The following is a 19,049-nucleotide window of genomic DNA, read 5'->3' on the forward strand; positions in this document are numbered from 1 at the left end:
TCGTCACCGCCGAGGCGGGAACATCGGTTTGTGCAGAAGCAGTGCAGAGGGTGTGGGGGAGAACCCTGGGTTTTCCCCTAATTGTGCGGGGAAGCCGCTACCTTCCCGGTTCACAAACGTAGGGTCAAGACATGCTGAAGCGCACGATAAGTCTCGCCGCGGCGGGAGCCGCGCTCGTCGTGGCCGCGGTTGCCGGTTGTGGCACGAACGCCCAGCCCATCCAGGTCAATCTTGCGGCCTCTGAGGTGCTGGCGCAGGCCGCGCAGAAGACCGCCGAGGTCACCAGCTACACCGTCGACGCGGTGCTGAACGCCACGGACACCCAGGAGGGCAGCGGCCGGGTCCAGGGCCGCATGCTCTACCAGAGCAAGCCCGACCTGGCCGTGGACCTCACGCTCGACACGGTGGACATGGGCGGCAAGAGCCTGCCCGGCGGCGTCCGCGCCGTGCTCCAGGGCGACACCGTCTACGTCAAGGTCGAGGCGCTCAACAAGATGCTGGGCGCGACCAAGCCGTGGATCAAGGTGTCGCTGGACCAGGTGGGCGACCGCTCCCAGGTGGACCAGTACTTGGCCCAGATCCAGCAGTTCGACCTGGCCAACGTCACCAAGCTCGTCACCGCCTCCAAGGACGTCAAGTCGGTCGGCAACGAGAGCGTCAACGGCGACGACACCACCCACTACAGCGGCTCCTTCCCGGTGGACGCGGCCGTCCTGCTCCTGCCCGCCGACAAGCAGTCGCTGGCCCGCACCAGCCTGGCCGAGCTGAAGGACGTCAAGTTCGACATCTGGGTCGCCTCCGACGGGCTGCCCCGCAAGCTCGCGCTGAACGGCCAGAAGGAAGGCGACAAGCTCGACGCCACGCTGTTCTTCAAGGACTTCAACAAGCCCGTGACCATCCAGGCCCCGCCCGCGGACCAGGTCGGCGACCTGCCGCAGGCCCAGGGCACGACCAACTAGGAACGGACTTCCCGAGAGCGATTTGGAAACTCGGCGGCCAGGACGTACTCTGGTCGTTGCCGAAGACCGCCGGTCGTCGTCAGGTGCTCACATCCTGACGACCGAAGGATCCACGTCCTGTGGACGGCCCGCGCAGGTGTGATGCGAGTTTCCCCGCATGGTTTCCATGCGCGTGAGCCCCGTGTGCGCCCTGCGCCCGGGGCCGTTCTCATTTCCAGGGCCCTTCGCCGGCGGCACATCTGGAAGGAGGCCCATGGCGAGGGCGGATAAGGCGACGGGCGTTGCCGAGCTCAAGAGCGAGTTCGAGGGCAGCTCTGCCGCCGTTCTGACCGAGTACCGCGGTCTCACCGTCGCGCAGCTCAAGGATCTGCGCAAGTCTCTCGGTGAGAATGCGAAGTTCGCCGTGGCGAAGAACACCCTGACCAAGATCGCCGCCAACCAGGCCGGCGTGACGGGTCTGGACGACCTGCTGGTCGGCCCCACCGCCGTCGCCTTCGTCAAGGGCGACGTCGTCGAGGCGGCCAAGGGTCTGCGTGACTTCGCCAAGGCCAATCCCCTTCTGGTGATCAAGGGCGGTGTCCTCGAGGGCAAGACGCTCGACGCCACCGAGATCACCAAGCTCGCCGACCTCGAGTCCCGCGAGGTCCTCCTCGCGAAGCTTGCCGGTGCGCTCAAGGCGAAGCAGAGCGCCGCTGCCGCTATGTTCGCCGCGCTCCCCACGCAGATGGCTCAGCTGGCCGACGCCCTCCGCGCGAAGCGCGAAGAGGCGGGCGAGTAACACGGGGGTTGCCGCATTCACCCGCGGTCCCGTTCCTAGTTTTCAGCAAGTCCTAAACGTAAGGAAAACATCATGGCGAAGCTCAGCAACGACGAGCTCATCGACGCCTTCAAGGAGATGACCCTCCTTGAGCTCTCCGAGTTCGTGAAGCAGTTCGAGGACATCTTCGACGTCAAGGCCGCCGCCCCCGTCGCGGTCGCCGCCGCCCCCGCCGCCGGTAACGGCGCCGAGACCCCCGCCGCTGAGGAGCAGGACGAGTTCGACGTCATCCTCGAGGCCGCCGGCGACAAGAAGATCCAGGTCATCAAGGAGATCCGCGCCCTCACCTCCCTGGGCCTCAAGGAGGCCAAGGACCTGGTCGACGGCGCTCCGAAGCCGGTCTTCGACGGCAAGGTCAACAAGGAGCAGGCGGAGAAGGCCAAGGCTGCCCTCGAGGGCGCCGGCGCCACCGTCACCGTCAAGTAAGACGGTTCTGGCTCTACCGAGCTCTTTCTGAGAAGGGGCGGAGGACATCCTGGTGCCGGATGTCCGCCGCCCCTTCTCGCATGTCCGGAGCCGGTCCGGCGGGGCCGTTCAGGCAATTCTCATGAACGTCTCAGCGCGTCTCCAAACCGCGTGCCTAGCGTGCGGGATGTGAAACAGAAGTCTCGTTGGGCGCTCGCCGTCCTGCTCGTGGGCGCGGGCGTGCTCTATGTCTGGGGCCTCGGCGCTTCGGGGTGGGCCAATTCGTACTACTCGGCGGCGGTGCAGGCCGGCAGCCAGAGCTGGAAGGCGTTCTTCTTCGGGGCCTCCGACGCCGCGAACGCGATCACCGTGGACAAGACGCCGGCCTCGTTGTGGCCGATGGTGCTCAGCGTGCGGCTGTTCGGGCTGAACTCGTGGGCCGTGCTCGTGCCGCAGGCGCTGATGGGGGTCGCGACGGTGGCCCTGGTGCACGCCTCGGTGCGGCGGCTGGCCGGGCCGTGGGCGGGACTGCTGGCGGGGGCCGTGATGGCGCTGACGCCGGTGGCGGTGCTGATGTTCCGCTTCAACAACCCCGACGCGCTGCTGGTGCTGCTGCTGACCGCCGCCGGGTACTGCGTGGTGCGGGCCCAGGAGCGCGGCGCGACGCGGTGGCTGGTGCTGGCGGGGGCGGCGATCGGGTTCGCGTTCCTCGCCAAGATGTTGCAGGCGTTCCTGGTGCTGCCCGGGTTCGCGCTGGTGTACCTGCTGACCGCGCCCGTGGCGGTCCGGCGGCGGGTGGGGCAGCTGCTGCTCGCCGGGGCCGCGATGGTGGCCGCCGCCGGGTGGTGGCTGCTGGCGGTGGCGCTGGTGCCCGCGTCGCAGCGGCCGTACATCGGGGGCTCGCAGGGCAACAGCGTGCTGGAGCTGGCCCTCGGCTACAACGGCATCGGCCGGCTCAACGGCGGCGACTACGGCGGCCTCGGCAACCTCAACCAGCAGGCCGGCTGGCTGCGTCTGTTCGACACCGAGGCGGGCGGGCAGATCTCCTGGCTGCTGCCGGCGGCGCTGGCGCTGCTCGTCGCGGCGACCTGGCACACCAGGCGGGCGCCGCGGACCGACCCCACGCGGGCGGCGCTCTGGGTGTGGGGGAGCTGGCTGGTGGTCACGGGGCTGGTGTTCAGCCTCATGCAGGGGATCTTCCACGCGTACTACACGGTGGCGCTGGCGCCGGCGATCGCGGCCCTGACCGGCATGGGGGCGGCCGTGCTGTGGGAGCGCGGGGCGCGCCGGCTGCTCGCGATGGTGGTCGCGGGGACGGCGGTGTGGTCGTACGCGCTGCTGGCGCGCACCGCCGACTGGAACGCCTGGCTGGGGACCGCCGTGCTGGTGGCGGGGCTGGGGGCCGCGCTGGCGATGTTACTGACCCGGCGGGTGGCCGCGGTGGTCGCGGTGGCGGTGGCGGCGTGCCTGGCGGGGCCGGCGGCGTACGCGGTGGACACGGCCGCGACTCCGCACACCGGGGCGATCCCGACGGCCGGGCCCTCCACGGGCGGCGGCTTCGGACGTCCGGCGGGCGCGGCCGGACGCTTCCGGGACGGCGGCGGCGACGGCAGTGGCGGTCCGGGCGGCGCCTTCCAGCCGCCCGGCGGGGGACGGCCCTTCCGGCAGGGTGGCGGGATGCGCGGCGGCGGCATGGGCGGCCTGCTGAACGCCGGCACCCCGAGCGCCGAGCTGACCACGTTGCTGCGGACCGGCGGCTCCGCCTGCACGTGGGCGGCGGCCACCGTCGGCTCCAACAACGCGGCCGGCTACCAGCTCGCCTCGGGCCTTCCGGTGATGGCGGTGGGCGGCTTCAACGGCACCGACCCCGCGCCGACGCTGGAGGGGTTCCAGCGGTACGTGGCCGACAACAAGATCTGCTACTTCGTCGGCACGGGGATGGGCGGCTTCGGCGGCCGCGGCCCCGGCGGCAGCCCGGCGGGCAGCCCCTCGGGCACGGGCGGGAGCGACGACGCCGCCCGCATCGCCGCCTGGGTGCGGCAGACGTTCACCGCCACCACCGTCGGCGGCGTGACCGTCTTCGACCTCACCCAGAGCTAGGAGCGCCCAGGAGCCCGGGTCAGACGCCGGCGGCGGCGCGGACCCGGGCGATGGCGCTGGTGTCCATGTAGTCCCTGGTGTGGACGATCTCCCCGTCACGCACCCGCAGCACCAGCAGGCCGGGGACGGCGACCGCCTGGTCCCCGGCCCTGACGTGGGTGACCTGCTCGACGATCACCACCTCCGGGTCCTCCGTCCGGTGCAGCGCCAGCCGCCGCACCTCCTCGGCCTCGAACGGCGTGCCGCCCCACATGGCCCGGTAGCCCGCGCGGACGGCCTCGCGCCCCGCGAACGGCGCGAGCCCCCCGAACGGGAACTCGTGCAGCCCGTTGGCGGCGTAGAGGCCGGCCAGCTCGTCGGCCGACTTGTGCGCCATCGCGGCGTGGTAGCCGGCGACGATCTCCTCGATGGACATGGGTCTCCCCGCATTTCGCTCAACGGTCGTTGACTCAACGAGCGTAGAGCGAAAGGGCGTACCCGGTCAACGCGTGTAGAGTCGGCCGGGTGGACGACCGATCGCTGCCCCGGGCCGAGCGGCGGCGCAGGACCGAGGAGCGCATCCTCGGCGCGGCGCGGGCGCTCTTCGCCGAGCTGGGGTTCGAGCGCACCACGATCCGGGCGGTCGCCCGCGCGGCCGGGGTCGACCCGGCCCTCGTCATGCAGTACTTCGGCAACAAGCAGGAGCTGTTCCGGCACGCCGCCCAAGCGGTCCCGCCCCCCGAGGACGGCCTCGACGCCGACGGGCTGGTCGACCACCTCCTCGGCACTCTCGACACCAAGATCGGCGCGCTGTCGCAGGGCTCCCTCGCCATGATGCGCTCGATGCTCACCCACCCCGAGGCCGCCGCCGCGGCCCGCGAGGTGCTGGGCCGGCAGATCGACCGCCTGGCCGCCTCGATGCCCGGCGACGACGCGCGGCTGCGGGCCGCGCTGATGACGATGGTCATGCTGGGCGTCACGGTCGGCCACCAGCTGCTGGAGCTGGAGGAGCTGCGCGGCGTGTCGACCGAGGAGATCGCGCGAGCGCTGCGGCCCGGCCTGCGGGCGCTTACTGGACCTGATGTCTCATAACCGCTTCCCAAGCGGGCGGCCGTCCCGTTACGGTGAGGTCATCGTTCGCGACTGGGAGGTGGCCGGTGGGCGTCGAGGTCGTGGTGGAAGGGCTCACCAAGTCGTTCGGGCGCCAGGTCATCTGGGAGGACGTCTCCTTCACGCTGCCCGCCGGGCAGATCTCCGTGCTGCTCGGCCCGTCCGGCACCGGTAAGTCGGTCTTCCTCAAGACGCTGGTCGGCCTGCTCCGCCCCGACCGCGGCCACATCTGGATCGACGGCCACGACCTCGCCAACTGCCCCGAGAGCAAGCTGTACGAGCTGCGCCGGCTGTTCGGCGTGCTCTTCCAGGACGGCGCGTTGTTCGGCTCGCTCAACCTCTACGACAACATCGCCTTCCCGCTCCGCGAGCACACCAGGAAGAGCGAGAGCCAGATCCGCGACGTGGTCATGGAGAAGATCGAGCTGGTCGGCCTGCTCGGCGCCGAGACCAAGCTGCCGGGTGAGATCTCGGGCGGCATGCGCAAGCGGGCCGGGCTGGCCAGGGCGCTGGTGCTGGACCCGGAGATCATCCTGTTCGACGAGCCGGACTCGGGCCTCGACCCGGTGCGCACGGCGCTGCTCAACCAGCTCATCGTCGACCTCAACACCGAGGTCGAGGCCACGTTCCTGATCGTCACGCACGACATCAACACCGCCCGCACCGTCCCCGACAGCATCGGCATGCTCTTCCGCAGGGAGCTGGTGATGTTCGGGCCGCGCGAGATGTTGCTCTCCAGCGACGAGCCGGTGGTGCGGCAGTTCCTCAACGCCCGCCGGCACGGCCCCATCGGCATGTCGGAGGAGAAGGACCTGTCCGAGCTGGAGGCCGAGGCCCAGATGGGGCACGACCCCGGCGTGCTGCCGCCGATCCCGCCGCAGCTCATGCCGACCGGCGACCGCATCCGCCGCACCCAGCAGCCGCCCGGCACCTGGCTCGCGGCCAACGGCGTGATCCCGCCGCAGGGCTCCTTCGTGGACGAGCGGGGCCGCAACTGGCTGGAGGAGTACCCGCGCCTGGTGAACGCCCGCCTCCACGGCGTCCAGTAGGAACCTCGGCCCTCGGGTGGTTCCCGGTAGGACCTCCGGGCCGACGGGAGCCTCAGCGGCCGTCTGAGGGCCGTCTGGGGGGCATTTTAAGGGGATCCGCCGCCCTTGCCCGGGTTCCTACACCCCATCGGTCGTTTCGGGGACCCCAGGCGCGGACGCCGCGTTATGATCCGGCGACCGGGGAGGGGGTGATCAGCCATGGCACCAGCGGCCGTCCGGCCCGCGCGCATCGTGATCACGATTCTCGCCGCCACGCTGGCGGCGCTCGTGGGCACGGGCGCCTGGATCGCCGCCGAGGCGCGCGAGGAGCAGGGCAGGGCGGGCGACAGGGACGCCGTGCTGCTGGCCGCCGGCTCCCACGCCAGGAACCTCGTCTCGCTCGACTACCGGACCGTGGACGCCGATCTGCAGCGCATCCTCGACACCTCCACGGGCCCGGCCAGAGCCGAGTACGTCGCCGCCGCCGCCAAGCTGAAGTCCACGACGATCAAGAGCAAGGTCGTCCAGACCGGCGTGCTGCGGGCCACGGGCCTGGTCTCGCTGACCGGCGGCAAGGCCAAGGCGCTGGCCGTGGCCGACGTGGAGATCCACTGGGACGGCTCCGCCAGCCCGCCCCAGGAGCGCTACTACCGCTGGGCCATGGACCTGGACAAGGTCGGCGGCGTCTGGCTCGTGTCGAAGGCGGTGCAGGTGCCGTGAGGGCGTTCGGGATCGTGCTGCTGAGCGTCCTGGTGGGCGTGGCCGGCGTGCTGGTGCCCACCATGTGGTTCAACCTGCGCGAGCTCAGGGAGGCCGACGCGGCGGGCTCGGCCGCCATGGCCGCCGCCCGCCGGGCCGCGCCCGAGCTGCTCTCCTACGACTACCGCACGATCGAGCGGGACCTCGCCAGGGCCGGCGCGCTCACCACGGGCGAGCTGACCCGGCACTACAGGGAGCTGACCACGAGCCTGGTGACCCGGGCCAAGGCCGAGAAGGTGGTGCAGACCGCCTCCGTGGCGGGGGCGGCGGTCGAGCGGGCCAGGCCCGACCGGGTCGAGATTCTGCTCTTCGTGAACACTGGTACGGTCAGGGAGATCCCCGGCCGCTCCGGGCCGCAGCAGCAGGTGGCGCAGAGCCGGGCGAGGCTCGTGATGGTCCGGCAGGGCGACCGGTGGCTCGCCGCCGATCTGTCCACTCTGCTGGGGGCGGCGTGAGGACGGGACGGGGACGGCGGGGGTTCATGATCGGGGCCGGGCAGGCCCGTGATCAGGGCTGGAGCTCCCGGGCGTGCCGCTTCCCTCAATTGTTACCAAAAATCTGGTTTAGCGAAGCCTTCGATAGGGGTAACCCAGTCACAGCTACACCGGTAGTCGGCATGGGTTCGACCCCTGGTGTGACGGAGCGTTAACCGCCCCCGTTCGCGGGTATCGTCTTGGGCCGTGGCGGTAGGCGATCGGTCACGCAGGGGAGAAAACCCAGCGTCCGGGCCCTGAACCGGCGAAAAGTCGGGCTCACGGGCTTGACGTTTCCGCCCGAACGGGCGATGCTGCGACCAACGTGGAGCATGCAGCGAGAGCGAAGTGGACAGGCGTGTGCCGATCGGCTACACTGCCCCTTTGCGCTGCCCTTTGACGACCCGCGATGCTTGCTCACGTTGCGAGGTTGTCTGGCGTGCGTGTAGTCAGTCCGCCGCGAGCCCTCGGAAGGACATCTGTTGGCAGCCTCGCGCAACGCCTCCGCCGTACCCGCTGGTCCCCGTCGCGTGTCTTTCGCGCGTATCCAGGAGCCTCTCGAAGTTCCTGACCTTCTGGCCCTGCAGACCGAGTCTTTCGATTGGCTGCTCGGAAACGAGAAGTGGAAGGCCCGGGTAGAGGCGGCTCGTCAGGCCGGGCGCAAGGACGTCCCGACCCAGTCGGGCCTCGAAGAGATCTTCGAAGAGATCAGTCCCATCGAGGACTTCTCGGGGACCATGTCCTTGTCGTTCCGCGATCACCGGTTCGAGCCGCCGAAGTACTCCGTCGATGAGTGCAAAGACAAGGACATGACCTTCTCCGCCCCGATGTTCGTCACGGCGGAGTTCATCAATAACACCACCGGTGAGATCAAGAGCCAGACGGTGTTCATGGGGGATTTCCCGCTCATGACGCCGAAGGGCACGTTCATCATCAACGGCACCGAGCGTGTGGTGGTCTCGCAGCTGGTGCGTTCGCCCGGTGTGTATTTCGAGCGCACCGTGGACAAGACCTCCGACAAGGACCTGTACGGGTGCAAGGTGATCCCGTCGCGGGGGGCCTGGCTGGAGTTCGAGATCGACAAGCGTGACAGTGTCGGTGTGCGCATCGACCGTAAGCGCAAGCAGGCCGTCACCGTGCTTCTCAAGGCTCTGGGGTGGACCAGCGAGCAGATTCTCGAGCGGTTCGGTCAGTACGAGTCGATGCGGGCGACCCTGGAGAAGGATCACACCGCCGGTCAGGACGATGCTCTGCTGGACATCTACCGCAAGCTGCGGCCGGGTGAGCCGCCGACCAAGGAGTCGGCGCAGACGTTGCTGGAGAATCTGTACTTCAACGCCAAGCGGTACGACCTGGCGAAGGTCGGCCGTTACAAGATCAACAAGAAGCTGGGGGTCGACGCCGAGATCACCCAGGGCACCCTCACCGAAGAGGACATCGTCGCCACCATCGAGTACATCGTCCGGCTGCACGCCGGCGAGGAGTCGATGCCGGGCGCCGGTGACCGCGAGGTCATCGTCGAGATCGACGACATCGACCACTTCGGCAACCGCCGCCTGCGCAGCGTCGGCGAGCTCATCCAGAACCAGGTCCGTCTCGGCCTGGCCCGGATGGAGCGCGTCGTGCGCGAGCGGATGACGACCCAGGACGTCGAGGCGATCACGCCGCAGACCCTGATCAACATCCGCCCGGTCGTGGCGTCGATCAAGGAGTTCTTCGGCACCTCGCAGCTGTCGCAGTTCATGGACCAGACCAACCCGCTGGCCGGCCTGACGCACAAGCGGCGTCTGTCCGCGCTGGGCCCCGGTGGTCTGTCCCGTGAGCGGGCCGGCTTCGAGGTCCGTGACGTGCACCCGTCCCACTACGGCCGGATGTGCCCGATCGAGACCCCTGAGGGCCCCAACATCGGCCTGATCGGCTCGCTCGCCTCCTACGGGCGCATCAACGCCTTCGGCTTCGTCGAGACGCCGTACCGCAAGGTCGTCGACGGCCGGGTCACCGACCAGATCGACTACCTCACGGCCGACGAGGAGGACCGCTACGTCAAGGCGCAGGCCAACACGACGCTCAACGCCGACGGCTCCTTCGCCGAGGCGCGCGTCCTGGTCCGCACCAAGGGCGGTGAGACCGAGCTCGCCCGTGCCGACGAGGTCGACTACATCGACGTGTCGCCGCGCCAGATGGTGTCGGTGGCCACCGCGATGATCCCGTTCCTCGAGCACGACGACGCCAACCGCGCGCTCATGGGCTCCAACATGCAGCGGCAGTCGGTGCCGCTGCTGAAGAGCGAGGCGCCGCTGGTCGGCACCGGCATGGAGTACCGTGCCGCGACCGACGCCGGCGACGTCATCAGCGCCGAGAAGGCCGGCGTGGTCGAGGAGGTCTCCGCCGACTACGTCACCGTCATGAACGACGACGGCACGCGCACCACCTACCGTGTCGCCAAGTTCAAGCGCTCCAACCAGGGCACCAGCTTCAACCAGAAGCCCATTGTCGCCGAGGGCGACCGGGTGGAGGTCAACCAGGTCATCGCCGACGGCCCCTGCACCGACAAGGGCGAGATGGCGCTGGGCAAGAACCTCCTGGTGGCGTTCATGCCGTGGGAGGGCCACAACTACGAGGACGCGATCATCCTGTCCCAGCGCCTGGTGCAGGACGACGTGCTCTCCTCGATCCACATCGAGGAGCACGAGGTCGACGCCCGCGACACCAAGCTGGGCCCCGAGGAGATCACCCGGGACATCCCGAACGTCTCCGAGGAGGTCCTCGCCGACCTCGACGAGCGCGGCATCATCCGGATCGGCGCCGAGGTCGTTCCCGGCGACATCCTGGTCGGCAAGGTCACGCCCAAGGGCGAGACGGAGCTGACCCCGGAGGAGCGGCTGCTGCGCGCGATCTTCGGTGAGAAGGCGCGCGAGGTGCGCGACACCTCGCTGAAGGTGCCGCACGGCGAGTCCGGCAAGGTCATCGGGGTGCGCGTGTTCTCCCGCGAGGAGGGCGACGAGCTGCCGCCGGGCGTCAACGAGCTGGTCCGCGTCTACGTGGCCCAGAAGCGCAAGATCACCGACGGCGACAAGCTGGCCGGCCGGCACGGCAACAAGGGCGTCATCTCCAAGATCCTCCCGGTCGAGGACATGCCGTTCCTGGAGGACGGCACCCCGGTCGACATCATCCTCAACCCGCTGGGCGTGCCCGGCCGGATGAACGTCGGCCAGGTCCTGGAGACCCACCTGGGCTGGATCGCGGCCCGCGGCTGGGACATCACCGGAGTCCAGGAGGCGTGGGCCGAGCGCCTGCGCGACAAGGGCTTCGGCCAGGTCGAGCCGCGCACCAACGTCGCGACCCCGGTCTTCGACGGCGCCCACGAGGAGGAGATCGTCGGTCTGCTCCAGAACACCGTCGCCAACCGCGACGGCCAGCGCATGGTGCAGCCCTCCGGCAAGGCCCAGCTGTTCGACGGCCGCTCCGGCGAGCCGTTCCCGTACCCGATCTCGGTCGGCTACATCTACATCCTCAAGCTGCTCCACCTGGTCGACGACAAGATTCACGCCCGCTCGACCGGCCCCTACTCCATGATCACCCAGCAGCCGCTCGGCGGTAAGGCCCAGTTCGGCGGCCAGCGCTTCGGTGAGATGGAGGTGTGGGCGCTGGAGGCGTACGGCGCCGCCTACGCCCTGCAGGAGCTCCTGACCATCAAGTCCGACGACGTCCTCGGCCGCGTGAAGGTCTACGAGGCCATCGTCAAGGGCGAGAACATTCCCGAGCCCGGCATCCCGGAGTCCTTCAAGGTCCTCATCAAGGAGATGCAGTCGCTGTGCCTCAACGTCGAGGTGCTCTCCAGCGACGGCATGTCCATCGAGATGCGCGACACCGACGAGGACGTCTTCCGCGCCGCGGAGGAGCTCGGCATCGATCTGTCCCGGCGTGAGCCGAGCAGCGTGGAAGAAGTCTGAGGGGGAGATCGCACAAAATGCTGGACGTCAACTTCTTCGACGAGCTCAGGATCGGCCTGGCGACCGCCGACGACATCCGTCAGTGGTCGCACGGCGAGGTCAAGAAGCCGGAGACCATCAACTACCGCACCCTCAAGCCGGAGAAGGACGGGCTCTTCTGCGAGAAGATCTTCGGCCCGACCCGCGACTGGGAGTGCTACTGCGGCAAGTACAAGCGCGTCCGGTTCAAGGGCATCATCTGTGAGCGCTGCGGCGTCGAGGTGACCCGGGCCAAGGTCCGCCGTGAGCGGATGGGCCACATCGAGCTGGCCGCGCCGGTCACGCACATCTGGTACTTCAAGGGCGTCCCGTCGCGCCTCGGCTACCTGCTCGACCTGGCCCCGAAGGACCTGGAGAAGGTCATCTACTTCGCGGCCTACATGATCACGCATGTCGACACCGAGATGCGTGAGCGTGACCTGCCCTCGCTGGAGGCGAAGATCTCCGTCGAGCGGCAGCACATCGAGCAGCGCCGCGACGCCGACATCGAGACCCGGCAGAAGAAGCTGGAGACCGACCTCGCGGAGCTGGAGGCCGCCGGCGCCAAGGGCGACCAGCGCCGCAAGGTCCGCGAGGGCGCCGAGCGCGAGATGCGCCAGCTCCGTGACCGGGCCCAGCGCGAGCTGGACCGGCTGGAGGAGGTCTGGAGCCGCTTCAAGAACCTCAAGGTCCAGGACCTCGAGGGCGACGAGCTGCTCTACCGCGAGATGCGCGACCGCTTCGGCCGCTACTTCAAGGGCGGCATGGGCGCGCAGGCGATCCAGGACCGCCTGATCGGCTTCGACCTCGACGCCGAGGCCGAGAACCTGCGCGAGACGATCCGCAGCGGCAAGGGCCAGAAGAAGGCCCGCGCGCTCAAGCGGCTCAAGGTGGTGTCGGCGTTCCTCAACACCACCAACTCTCCGCGCGGCATGGTGCTCGACTGCATCCCGGTGATCCCGCCGGACCTGCGGCCGATGGTGCAGCTCGACGGTGGCCGCTTCGCGACCTCCGACCTCAACGACCTGTACCGCCGGGTCATCAACCGGAACAACCGCCTCAAGCGTCTGCTCGACCTCGGCGCGCCCGAGATCATCGTGAACAACGAGAAGCGGATGCTCCAGGAGGCCGTGGACGCGCTGTTCGACAACGGCCGGCGCGGCCGCCCGGTCACCGGCCCCGGCAACCGTCCGCTGAAGTCCCTCAGCGACATGCTGAAGGGCAAGCAGGGCCGCTTCCGGCAGAACCTGCTGGGCAAGCGCGTCGACTACTCCGGCCGTTCGGTCATCGTCGTCGGCCCGCAGCTCAAGCTGCACCAGTGCGGCCTGCCCAAGCAGATGGCGCTGGAGCTGTTCAAGCCGTTCGTGATGAAGCGGCTGGTCGACCTCAACCACGCCCAGAACATCAAGTCGGCCAAGCGCATGGTCGAGCGCGCCCGCCCGGTGGTGTGGGACGTGCTCGAAGAGGTCATCACCGAGCACCCCGTGCTGCTCAACCGCGCTCCGACGCTGCACCGCCTCGGCATCCAGGCGTTCGAGCCGCAGCTGGTCGAGGGCAAGGCCATCCAGATCCACCCGCTCGTCTGCACCGCGTTCAACGCGGACTTCGACGGCGACCAGATGGCCGTGCACCTGCCGCTGTCGGCCGAGGCCCAGGCCGAGGCGCGCATCCTGATGCTGTCGACCAACAACATCCTGAAGCCGGCCGACGGCAAGCCCGTCACCATGCCGACCCAGGACATGGTCATCGGCCTCTACTGGCTGACCACGCAGAAGGACGGCGCCGTGGGCGAGGGCCGCGTGTTCGGCTCGATCGCCGAGGCGCAGATGGCCTTCGACCGGCGCGAGCTGGAGATCCAGGCGAAGATCCAGATCCGGCTGAAGGACGTCCTGCCCCCGCGCGAGTGGGTGGCCCCCGAGGGCTGGGAGCCGGGCGACCCGATCCGGCTGGAGACGACGTTCGGGCGGTGCCTGTTCAACCAGACGCTGCCCGAGAGCTACCCGTTCGTCGACTTCCAGGTCGGCAAGAAGCAGCTGTCCACGATCGTGAACGAGCTGGCGGAGACCTACCCGAAGATCGAGGTCGCCAACTCGCTCGACGCGCTCAAGGACGCCGGCTTCCGCTGGGCGACCCGCTCCGGCGTCACGATCTCGATCGAGGACGTCGTCGCGCCGCCGAACAAGACCGACATCATGGAGAACTACGAGCGCCGGGCCGACAAGGTCCAGCGCGAGTACGAGCGCGGCCTGATCACCGACGAGGAGCGCCGTCAGGAGCTCATCGAGATCTGGACGCACGCCACGGCCGACGTCGAGACCGACATGGTCAACGCCTTCCCGGCGACCAACCCGGTCTGGATGATGGTCAACTCCGGCGCCCGTGGCAACAAGATGCAGGTCCGGCAGATCGCCGGCATCCGCGGCCTGGTGTCCAACACCAAGGGTGAGACGATCCCGCGGCCGATCAAGGCCTCGTTCCGCGAGGGCCTGTCGGTGCTGGAGTACTTCATCTCCACCCACGGTCAGCGGAAGGGTCTGGCCGACACCGCGCTGCGCACCGCCGACTCGGGTTACCTGACCCGTCGTCTGGTGGACGTGGCGCAGGACGTCATCGTGCGCGAGATCGACTGCGGCACCGACCGTGCGGTCCCGCTGCACGTCGGCGAGCGCGACGCCTCGGGCAACCTGGTCAAGGCGGAGAACGCCGAGTCCAACGTGCACGGGCGCATCCTGGCCGAGGACGTCGAGGTGGACGGCAAGGTCATCGTGCCGGCCGGCGTCGACATCAACGACACGCACGTCACGAAGCTGGTCGAGGCCGGCGTCGAGACCGTGCGCACCCGCAGCGCGCTCGTGTGCGAGGCGAAGATCGGGGTCTGCGCCACCTGCTACGGCCGTTCGCTGGCCACCGGCAAGCTCGTGGACGTCGGCGAGGCGGTCGGCATCATCGCCGCCCAGTCGATCGGCGAGCCCGGCACCCAGCTGACGATGCGGACCTTCCACACCGGTGGTGTGGCGGGCGCCGACATCACCCACGGCCTGCCCCGTGTCACGGAGCTGTTCGAGGCGCGCATCCCCAAGGGTGTCGCCCCGATCTCCGAGGCCGAGGGCCGGGTGCGGATCGACGAGACCGACAAGACCAGGAAGATCGTCATCACTCCGGACGACGGCTCGGAGGAGATCGCCTACCCGGTCTCGATGCGCTCGCGCCTGCTCGTGCAGGAGGGCCAGCGCGTCTCGGTCGGCACCCAGCTGGTGGCCGGCGCGGTCAACCCCAACGAGGTGCTGCGCATCCTCGGCCCGCGGGCCGTGCAGCTGCACCTGGTGGCGGAGGTCCAGCAGGTCTACCGGTCGCAGGGTGTGTCGATCCACGACAAGCACATCGAGATCATCGTCCGGCAGATGCTCAAGCGGGTCAACGTCCTGGAGTCCGGCGACACCGACCTGCTGCCCGGCGAGCTCGTCGAGCGGCCGAGGTTCGAGCAGATGAACCGCGAGACGGTGGCCGAGGGCGGCACGCCGGCCGCGGGCCGTCCGGTCCTCATGGGCATCACCAAGGCGTCGCTGGCCACCGAGTCGTGGCTGTCGGCGGCCTCCTTCCAGGAGACGACGAGGGTCCTGACGGACGCGGCGATCCACGCCAAGTCCGACTCGCTCCTCGGCCTGAAGGAGAACGTCATCATCGGTAAGCTCATCCCGGCCGGCACGGGCATGCCCCAGTACCGCAACATCCGGGTGGAGCCGACCGAGGAGGCCAAGGCCGCGATGTACACGGTCGGCGGCTACGACGGCTCGGCGGCCGACTACACCTTCGGCACCGGCAGCGGCGAGGCCGTGCCGCTGGAGGAGTACGACTTCGGCCAGTACAACCGGTAACACCGTTCCGACCGGCGCGCCCGGCCCCCTGGGAACAAGGGGCCGGGCGCGCCGCGTTGTGTCCTGTGGACGGCGGCGCGGGTCGCGGTCCGGTGACGGTTGGCCGTACTGCGAACGTAAGCTCCTGCGGCCCTATATCATTAGGCGACAGCTGTGGATGGGCCGCATTCGGACGAGGCCCCGACGACCCGGAGTGGCATGGCTTAGCGGTCATGCTGCGCCGTTTTGACGTGTCGCTCGGGCCTGGGTAGTCTTGAGCTTCGTGCCCGTCTGCATGCGGGCTCTCGACCGTGCGCTCATCACAAAGCGCAGGACGGTCTTCCGGCTCGTAAACCTCGCGGGACGTCTGCGTGAACAACGCGACACGCCCGAGCGCGGGGGCACCGGGGCGGAGAAAACCAGCAGGTCATGACACCGGCAGAACCTGCGAAACGCACCACCCAATGACGTAACACCGGCCAAGGCACGAAACGGAGTGGCAGTGCCCACTATTCAGCAGTTGGTCCGCAAGGGCCGGCAGGACAAGGTCTCCAAGACCAAGACTCCTGCCCTCAAGGGGAGTCCGCAGCGGCGCGGCGTCTGCCAGCGCGTTTACACCACGACTCCGAAGAAGCCCAACTCGGCACTGCGCAAGGTGGCCCGCGTTCGGCTCACGAACGGCATCGAGGTCACGGCTTACATCCCCGGTGTGGGTCACAACCTTCAGGAGCACTCCATCGTGCTCGTGCGTGGCGGTCGTGTGAAGGACCTGCCTGGTGTTCGCTACAAGATCATCCGCGGTTCGCTCGACACCCAGGGTGTCCGCAACCGCAAGCAGGCCCGCAGCCGCTACGGCGCGAAGAAGGAGAAGAGCTAACAATGCCTCGTAAGGGTTCTCCTGGCCGTCGTCAGCTCATGTCTGACCCGGTGTACAGCTCGCCCCTGGTGACCGCTCTGATCAACAAGGTCCTCCTCGACGGCAAGCGTTCCATCGCGCAGTCGATCGTGTACGGCGCCCTCGAGGGCTGCAGGGAGAAGACCGGCAACGACCCGGTCGTCACCCTGAAGCGCGCGCTCGACAACGTCAAGCCCACCCTCGAGGTCCGCAGCCGCCGTGTCGGTGGCGCGACCTACCAGGTGCCGGTGGAGGTGCGCGCCGCGCGCAGCACCACCCTGGCGCTGCGCTGGCTGGTGCAGTACTCCCGCGCCCGCCGCGAGAAGACCATGACCGAGCGCCTCATGAACGAGCTCCTCGACGCCAGCAACGGCCTCGGGGCGAGCGTCAAGAAGCGCGAGGACACCCACAAGATGGCCGAGTCCAACAAGGCCTTCGCCCACTACCGCTGGTAACCCCGGCGGGTCCGACGAGACGACGAGGACGCGAGTTACAGTGGCCGCTACGACCGCTCTTGACCTGGCCAAGGTCCGCAACATCGGGATCATGGCCCATATCGACGCGGGCAAGACCACCACGACCGAGCGCATCCTGTTCTACACCGGCATCAACTACAAGATCGGTGAGGTCCACGAGGGCGCTGCCACGATGGACTGGATGGAGCAGGAGCAGGAGCGCGGCATCACCATCACGTCCGCCGCGACGACCTGCGAGTGGCTCGGTCACACGATCAACATCATCGACACCCCGGGTCACGTCGACTTCACCATCGAGGTGGAGCGTTCGCTCCGCGTCCTCGACGGCGCGGTCGCCGTGTTCGACGGTGTCGCGGGTGTTGAGCCCCAGTCAGAGACGGTGTGGCGTCAGGCGGACCGCTACAACGTCCCGCGCATCTGTTTCGTGAACAAGATGGACCGGGTCGGCGCGGAGTTCCACCGCTGCGTCGACATGATGGTCAGCCGTCTCGGCGCCACGCCGGCCGTCATCCAGCTCCCGTGGGGCGTCGAGGCCGACTTCAAGGGCGTCATCGACCTCATCAAGATGAAGGCCCTCATCTGGAGCGCCGAGGCTGCCAAGGGCGAGATGTACGACACCGTCGACATCCCGGCCGACCACGCCGACGCCGCCCGTGAGTGGCGCGACCGCCTCATCGAGACGGTCGCCGAGAACGACGACGAGCTGATGGAGCTCTTCCTGGAGGGCACCGAGCCCACCGAGGAGCAGCTGATCGCGGCCCTCCGCCGCGCCACGCTGACCAGCGCCATCAACCCGGTGCTCTGCGGCACCGCGTTCAAGAACAAGGGCGTGCAGCCCCTGCTCGACGCGATCGTCGCCTACCTCCCCGCCCCGACCGACATCCCGGCCTTCAAGGGCCACGCGGTCGGCAACGAGGAGAAGGTGATCGAGCGTCACGCGGACCCGAGCGAGCCGTTCTCCGCGCTGGCCTTCAAGATCGCCAGCGACCCGCACCTGGGCAAGCTCACCTACATCCGCATCTACTCCGGAACGCTCGACACCGGTTCGCAGGTCGTGAACTCGGTGAAGGGCAAGAAGGAGCGGATCGGCAAGATCTACCAGATGCACGCGAACAAGCGTGAGGAGCGCCCGCAGGCGATCGCCGGCCAGATCGTCGCCGTCATGGGTCTGAAGGACACCACGACCGGCGACACCCTGTCCGACCCGTCGAACCAGGTCGTGCTCGAGTCGATGACGTTCCCGGCCCCGGTCATCAACGTCGCCATCGAGCCCAAGACCAAGGGCGACCAGGAGAAGCTCTCGACCGCCATCCAGCGGCTCGCCGAGGAGGACCCGTCCTTCCAGGTCCGCCGCGACGAGGAGACCGGTCAGACGGTCATCTGGGGCATGGGCGAGCTTCACCTGGAGATCCTCGTCGACCGGATGCGCCGCGAGTTCAAGGTCGAGGCCAACGTCGGCCGTCCGCAGGTCGCCTACCGCGAGACCATCCGCCGCAAGGTGGAGAAGGTCGACTACACCCACAAGAAGCAGACCGGTGGTTCCGGCCAGTTCGCGCGGGTGATCATCGACCTGGAGCCGCTGGGCGAGGGCAACGACGGCTACGAGTTCGAGAACAAGGTCTCGGGTGGCCGCGTCCCGAGGGAGTACATCCCCTCGGTCGACGCCGGCGCCCAGGAGGCCGCCGAGTTCGGCGTGCTGGCCGGCTACCCGATGGTGGGCGTGAAGGTGACGCTCCAGGACGGCGCCGCGCACGACGTCGACTCCTCGGAGATGGCCTTCAAGATCGCCGGCTCGATGGCCTTCAAGGAGGCCGCGCGCAAGGCGGACGCCGTTCTTCTCGAGCCGATGATGGCCGTCGAGGTCACCACGCCCGAGGACTACATGGGTGACGTCATCGGCGACCTCAACGGCCGCCGCGGGCAGATCCAGGCGATGGACGAGCGGGCCGGCGCCCGCGTCGTCCAGGCGCTCGTGCCGCTGTCTGAGATGTTCGGCTACGTGGGCGACCTTCGTAGCAAGACGCAGGGGCGCGCGAGCTACAGCATGCAGTTCGACTCCTACGCGGAGGTGCCCCCGGGCATCGCCAAGGAGATCGTCGCGAAGGCCCGGGGCGAGTAGGTTCCGGTCCCTGGCGGGGTGGTGCGAGCCACCCCGCCGCTCCAGGGTCCTGGGACTTCCCGGGCCCGAGTGTGTAGACGAAAGTCAGTCAGATTCTCAAGGAG

At 68.8% G+C, this 19,049-nt stretch carries 14 protein-coding genes; 13 read left to right on the forward strand and 1 reads right to left on the reverse strand.

Translation table 11 applies throughout. The features are described 5' to 3' along the window. Positions 1-131 precede the first annotated feature (131 nt). From MF672_RS14915 to MF672_RS14930, 4 genes are all read left to right on the forward strand, one after another. Positions 132-959, forward strand: a complete 828-nt coding sequence (locus MF672_RS14915) for an SCO4651 family lipoprotein (protein ID WP_242375305.1) — start codon at positions 132-134, stop codon at positions 957-959. Between the two features lie 253 nt (positions 960-1,212). Then, on the forward strand, positions 1,213-1,737 hold the full coding sequence (gene rplJ, locus MF672_RS14920) for a 50S ribosomal protein L10 (protein ID WP_242375304.1): 525 nt from the start codon (positions 1,213-1,215) through the stop codon (positions 1,735-1,737). A gap of 72 nt (positions 1,738-1,809) precedes the next feature. Further along, positions 1,810-2,202, forward strand: coding sequence for a 50S ribosomal protein L7/L12 (gene rplL, locus MF672_RS14925; RefSeq protein ID WP_242375303.1), 393 nt, complete (start codon positions 1,810-1,812; stop codon positions 2,200-2,202). A gap of 168 nt (positions 2,203-2,370) precedes the next feature. Further along, a complete protein-coding gene (locus MF672_RS14930) occupies positions 2,371-4,281 on the forward strand; it encodes a glycosyltransferase family 39 protein (RefSeq protein WP_242375302.1) in 1,911 nt (636 codons plus the stop codon). A gap of 19 nt (positions 4,282-4,300) precedes the next feature. On the opposite strand, the gene MF672_RS14935 is transcribed toward MF672_RS14930, so the two are convergent. Beyond that, the gene (locus tag MF672_RS14935) at positions 4,301-4,696 is read right to left on the reverse strand and encodes a nuclear transport factor 2 family protein (RefSeq protein ID WP_242375301.1); all 396 of its coding nucleotides are present in this window, start codon (positions 4,694-4,696) and stop codon (positions 4,301-4,303) included. An 89-nt stretch (positions 4,697-4,785) separates the two neighbouring features. Between MF672_RS14935 and MF672_RS14940 the strand changes: the two genes are divergently transcribed. The 9 genes from MF672_RS14940 to fusA all read left to right on the forward strand — a co-directional run bounded on the left by MF672_RS14940 (position 4,786) and on the right by fusA (position 18,945). Further along, on the forward strand, positions 4,786-5,352 hold the full coding sequence (locus MF672_RS14940) for a TetR/AcrR family transcriptional regulator (RefSeq protein ID WP_242375300.1): 567 nt from the start codon (positions 4,786-4,788) through the stop codon (positions 5,350-5,352). Positions 5,353-5,417: 65 nt separating this feature from the next. Further along, complete coding sequence (locus MF672_RS14945; protein WP_242375299.1) at positions 5,418-6,419, forward strand: ABC transporter ATP-binding protein; 1,002 nt, start codon at positions 5,418-5,420, stop codon at positions 6,417-6,419. A gap of 198 nt (positions 6,420-6,617) precedes the next feature. Further along, positions 6,618-7,118, forward strand: coding sequence for an Rv1363c family protein (locus MF672_RS14950; RefSeq protein ID WP_242375298.1), 501 nt, complete (start codon positions 6,618-6,620; stop codon positions 7,116-7,118). Next, complete coding sequence (locus MF672_RS14955; protein ID WP_242375297.1) at positions 7,115-7,612, forward strand: Rv1363c family protein; 498 nt, start codon at positions 7,115-7,117, stop codon at positions 7,610-7,612. Before MF672_RS14950 ends, MF672_RS14955 begins: the two co-directional genes overlap by 4 nt. Positions 7,613-8,112: 500 nt before the next feature. Then, on the forward strand, positions 8,113-11,583 hold the full coding sequence (gene rpoB, locus MF672_RS14960) for a DNA-directed RNA polymerase subunit beta (protein WP_247815251.1): 3,471 nt from the start codon (positions 8,113-8,115) through the stop codon (positions 11,581-11,583). A gap of 17 nt (positions 11,584-11,600) precedes the next feature. Further along, positions 11,601-15,476, forward strand: coding sequence for a DNA-directed RNA polymerase subunit beta' (locus MF672_RS14965; protein ID WP_242372123.1), 3,876 nt, complete (start codon positions 11,601-11,603; stop codon positions 15,474-15,476). 481 nt (positions 15,477-15,957) lie between these two features. Then, positions 15,958-16,332, forward strand: a complete 375-nt coding sequence (rpsL, locus tag MF672_RS14970; RefSeq protein WP_020542315.1) for a 30S ribosomal protein S12 — start codon at positions 15,958-15,960, stop codon at positions 16,330-16,332. A 2-nt stretch (positions 16,333-16,334) separates the two neighbouring features. Next, positions 16,335-16,805, forward strand: coding sequence for a 30S ribosomal protein S7 (gene rpsG / locus MF672_RS14975; protein WP_043623423.1), 471 nt, complete (start codon positions 16,335-16,337; stop codon positions 16,803-16,805). A 91-nt stretch (positions 16,806-16,896) separates the two neighbouring features. Continuing rightward, complete coding sequence (gene fusA / locus MF672_RS14980; protein ID WP_242372122.1) at positions 16,897-18,945, forward strand: elongation factor G; 2,049 nt, start codon at positions 16,897-16,899, stop codon at positions 18,943-18,945. Positions 18,946-19,049 lie beyond the last annotated feature (104 nt).

The sequence above is a fragment of the Actinomadura luzonensis genome (genome assembly GCF_022664455.2).
In the GTDB taxonomy this organism is placed as follows: Bacteria; Actinomycetota; Actinomycetes; order Streptosporangiales; family Streptosporangiaceae; genus Nonomuraea; species Nonomuraea luzonensis.

Excerpts from the sequence above, each read along its gene's own strand:
- MF672_RS14950 (WP_242375298.1), top strand. The coding sequence starts at position 6,618 with ATGGCACCAGCGGCCGTCCGGCCCGCGCGCATCGTGATCACGATTCTC.
- MF672_RS14965 (WP_242372123.1), top strand. The coding sequence starts at position 11,601 with ATGCTGGACGTCAACTTCTTCGACGAGCTCAGGATCGGCCTGGCGACC.
- fusA (WP_242372122.1), top strand. The coding sequence starts at position 16,897 with ATGGCCCATATCGACGCGGGCAAGACCACCACGACCGAGCGCATCCTG.
- rplL (WP_242375303.1), top strand. The coding sequence starts at position 1,810 with ATGGCGAAGCTCAGCAACGACGAGCTCATCGACGCCTTCAAGGAGATG.
- rpsG (WP_043623423.1), top strand. The coding sequence starts at position 16,335 with ATGCCTCGTAAGGGTTCTCCTGGCCGTCGTCAGCTCATGTCTGACCCG.
- MF672_RS14935 (WP_242375301.1), bottom strand. The coding sequence starts at position 4,696 with ATGTCCATCGAGGAGATCGTCGCCGGCTACCACGCCGCGATGGCGCAC.
- rplJ (WP_242375304.1), top strand. The coding sequence starts at position 1,213 with ATGGCGAGGGCGGATAAGGCGACGGGCGTTGCCGAGCTCAAGAGCGAG.
- MF672_RS14915 (WP_242375305.1), top strand. The coding sequence starts at position 132 with ATGCTGAAGCGCACGATAAGTCTCGCCGCGGCGGGAGCCGCGCTCGTC.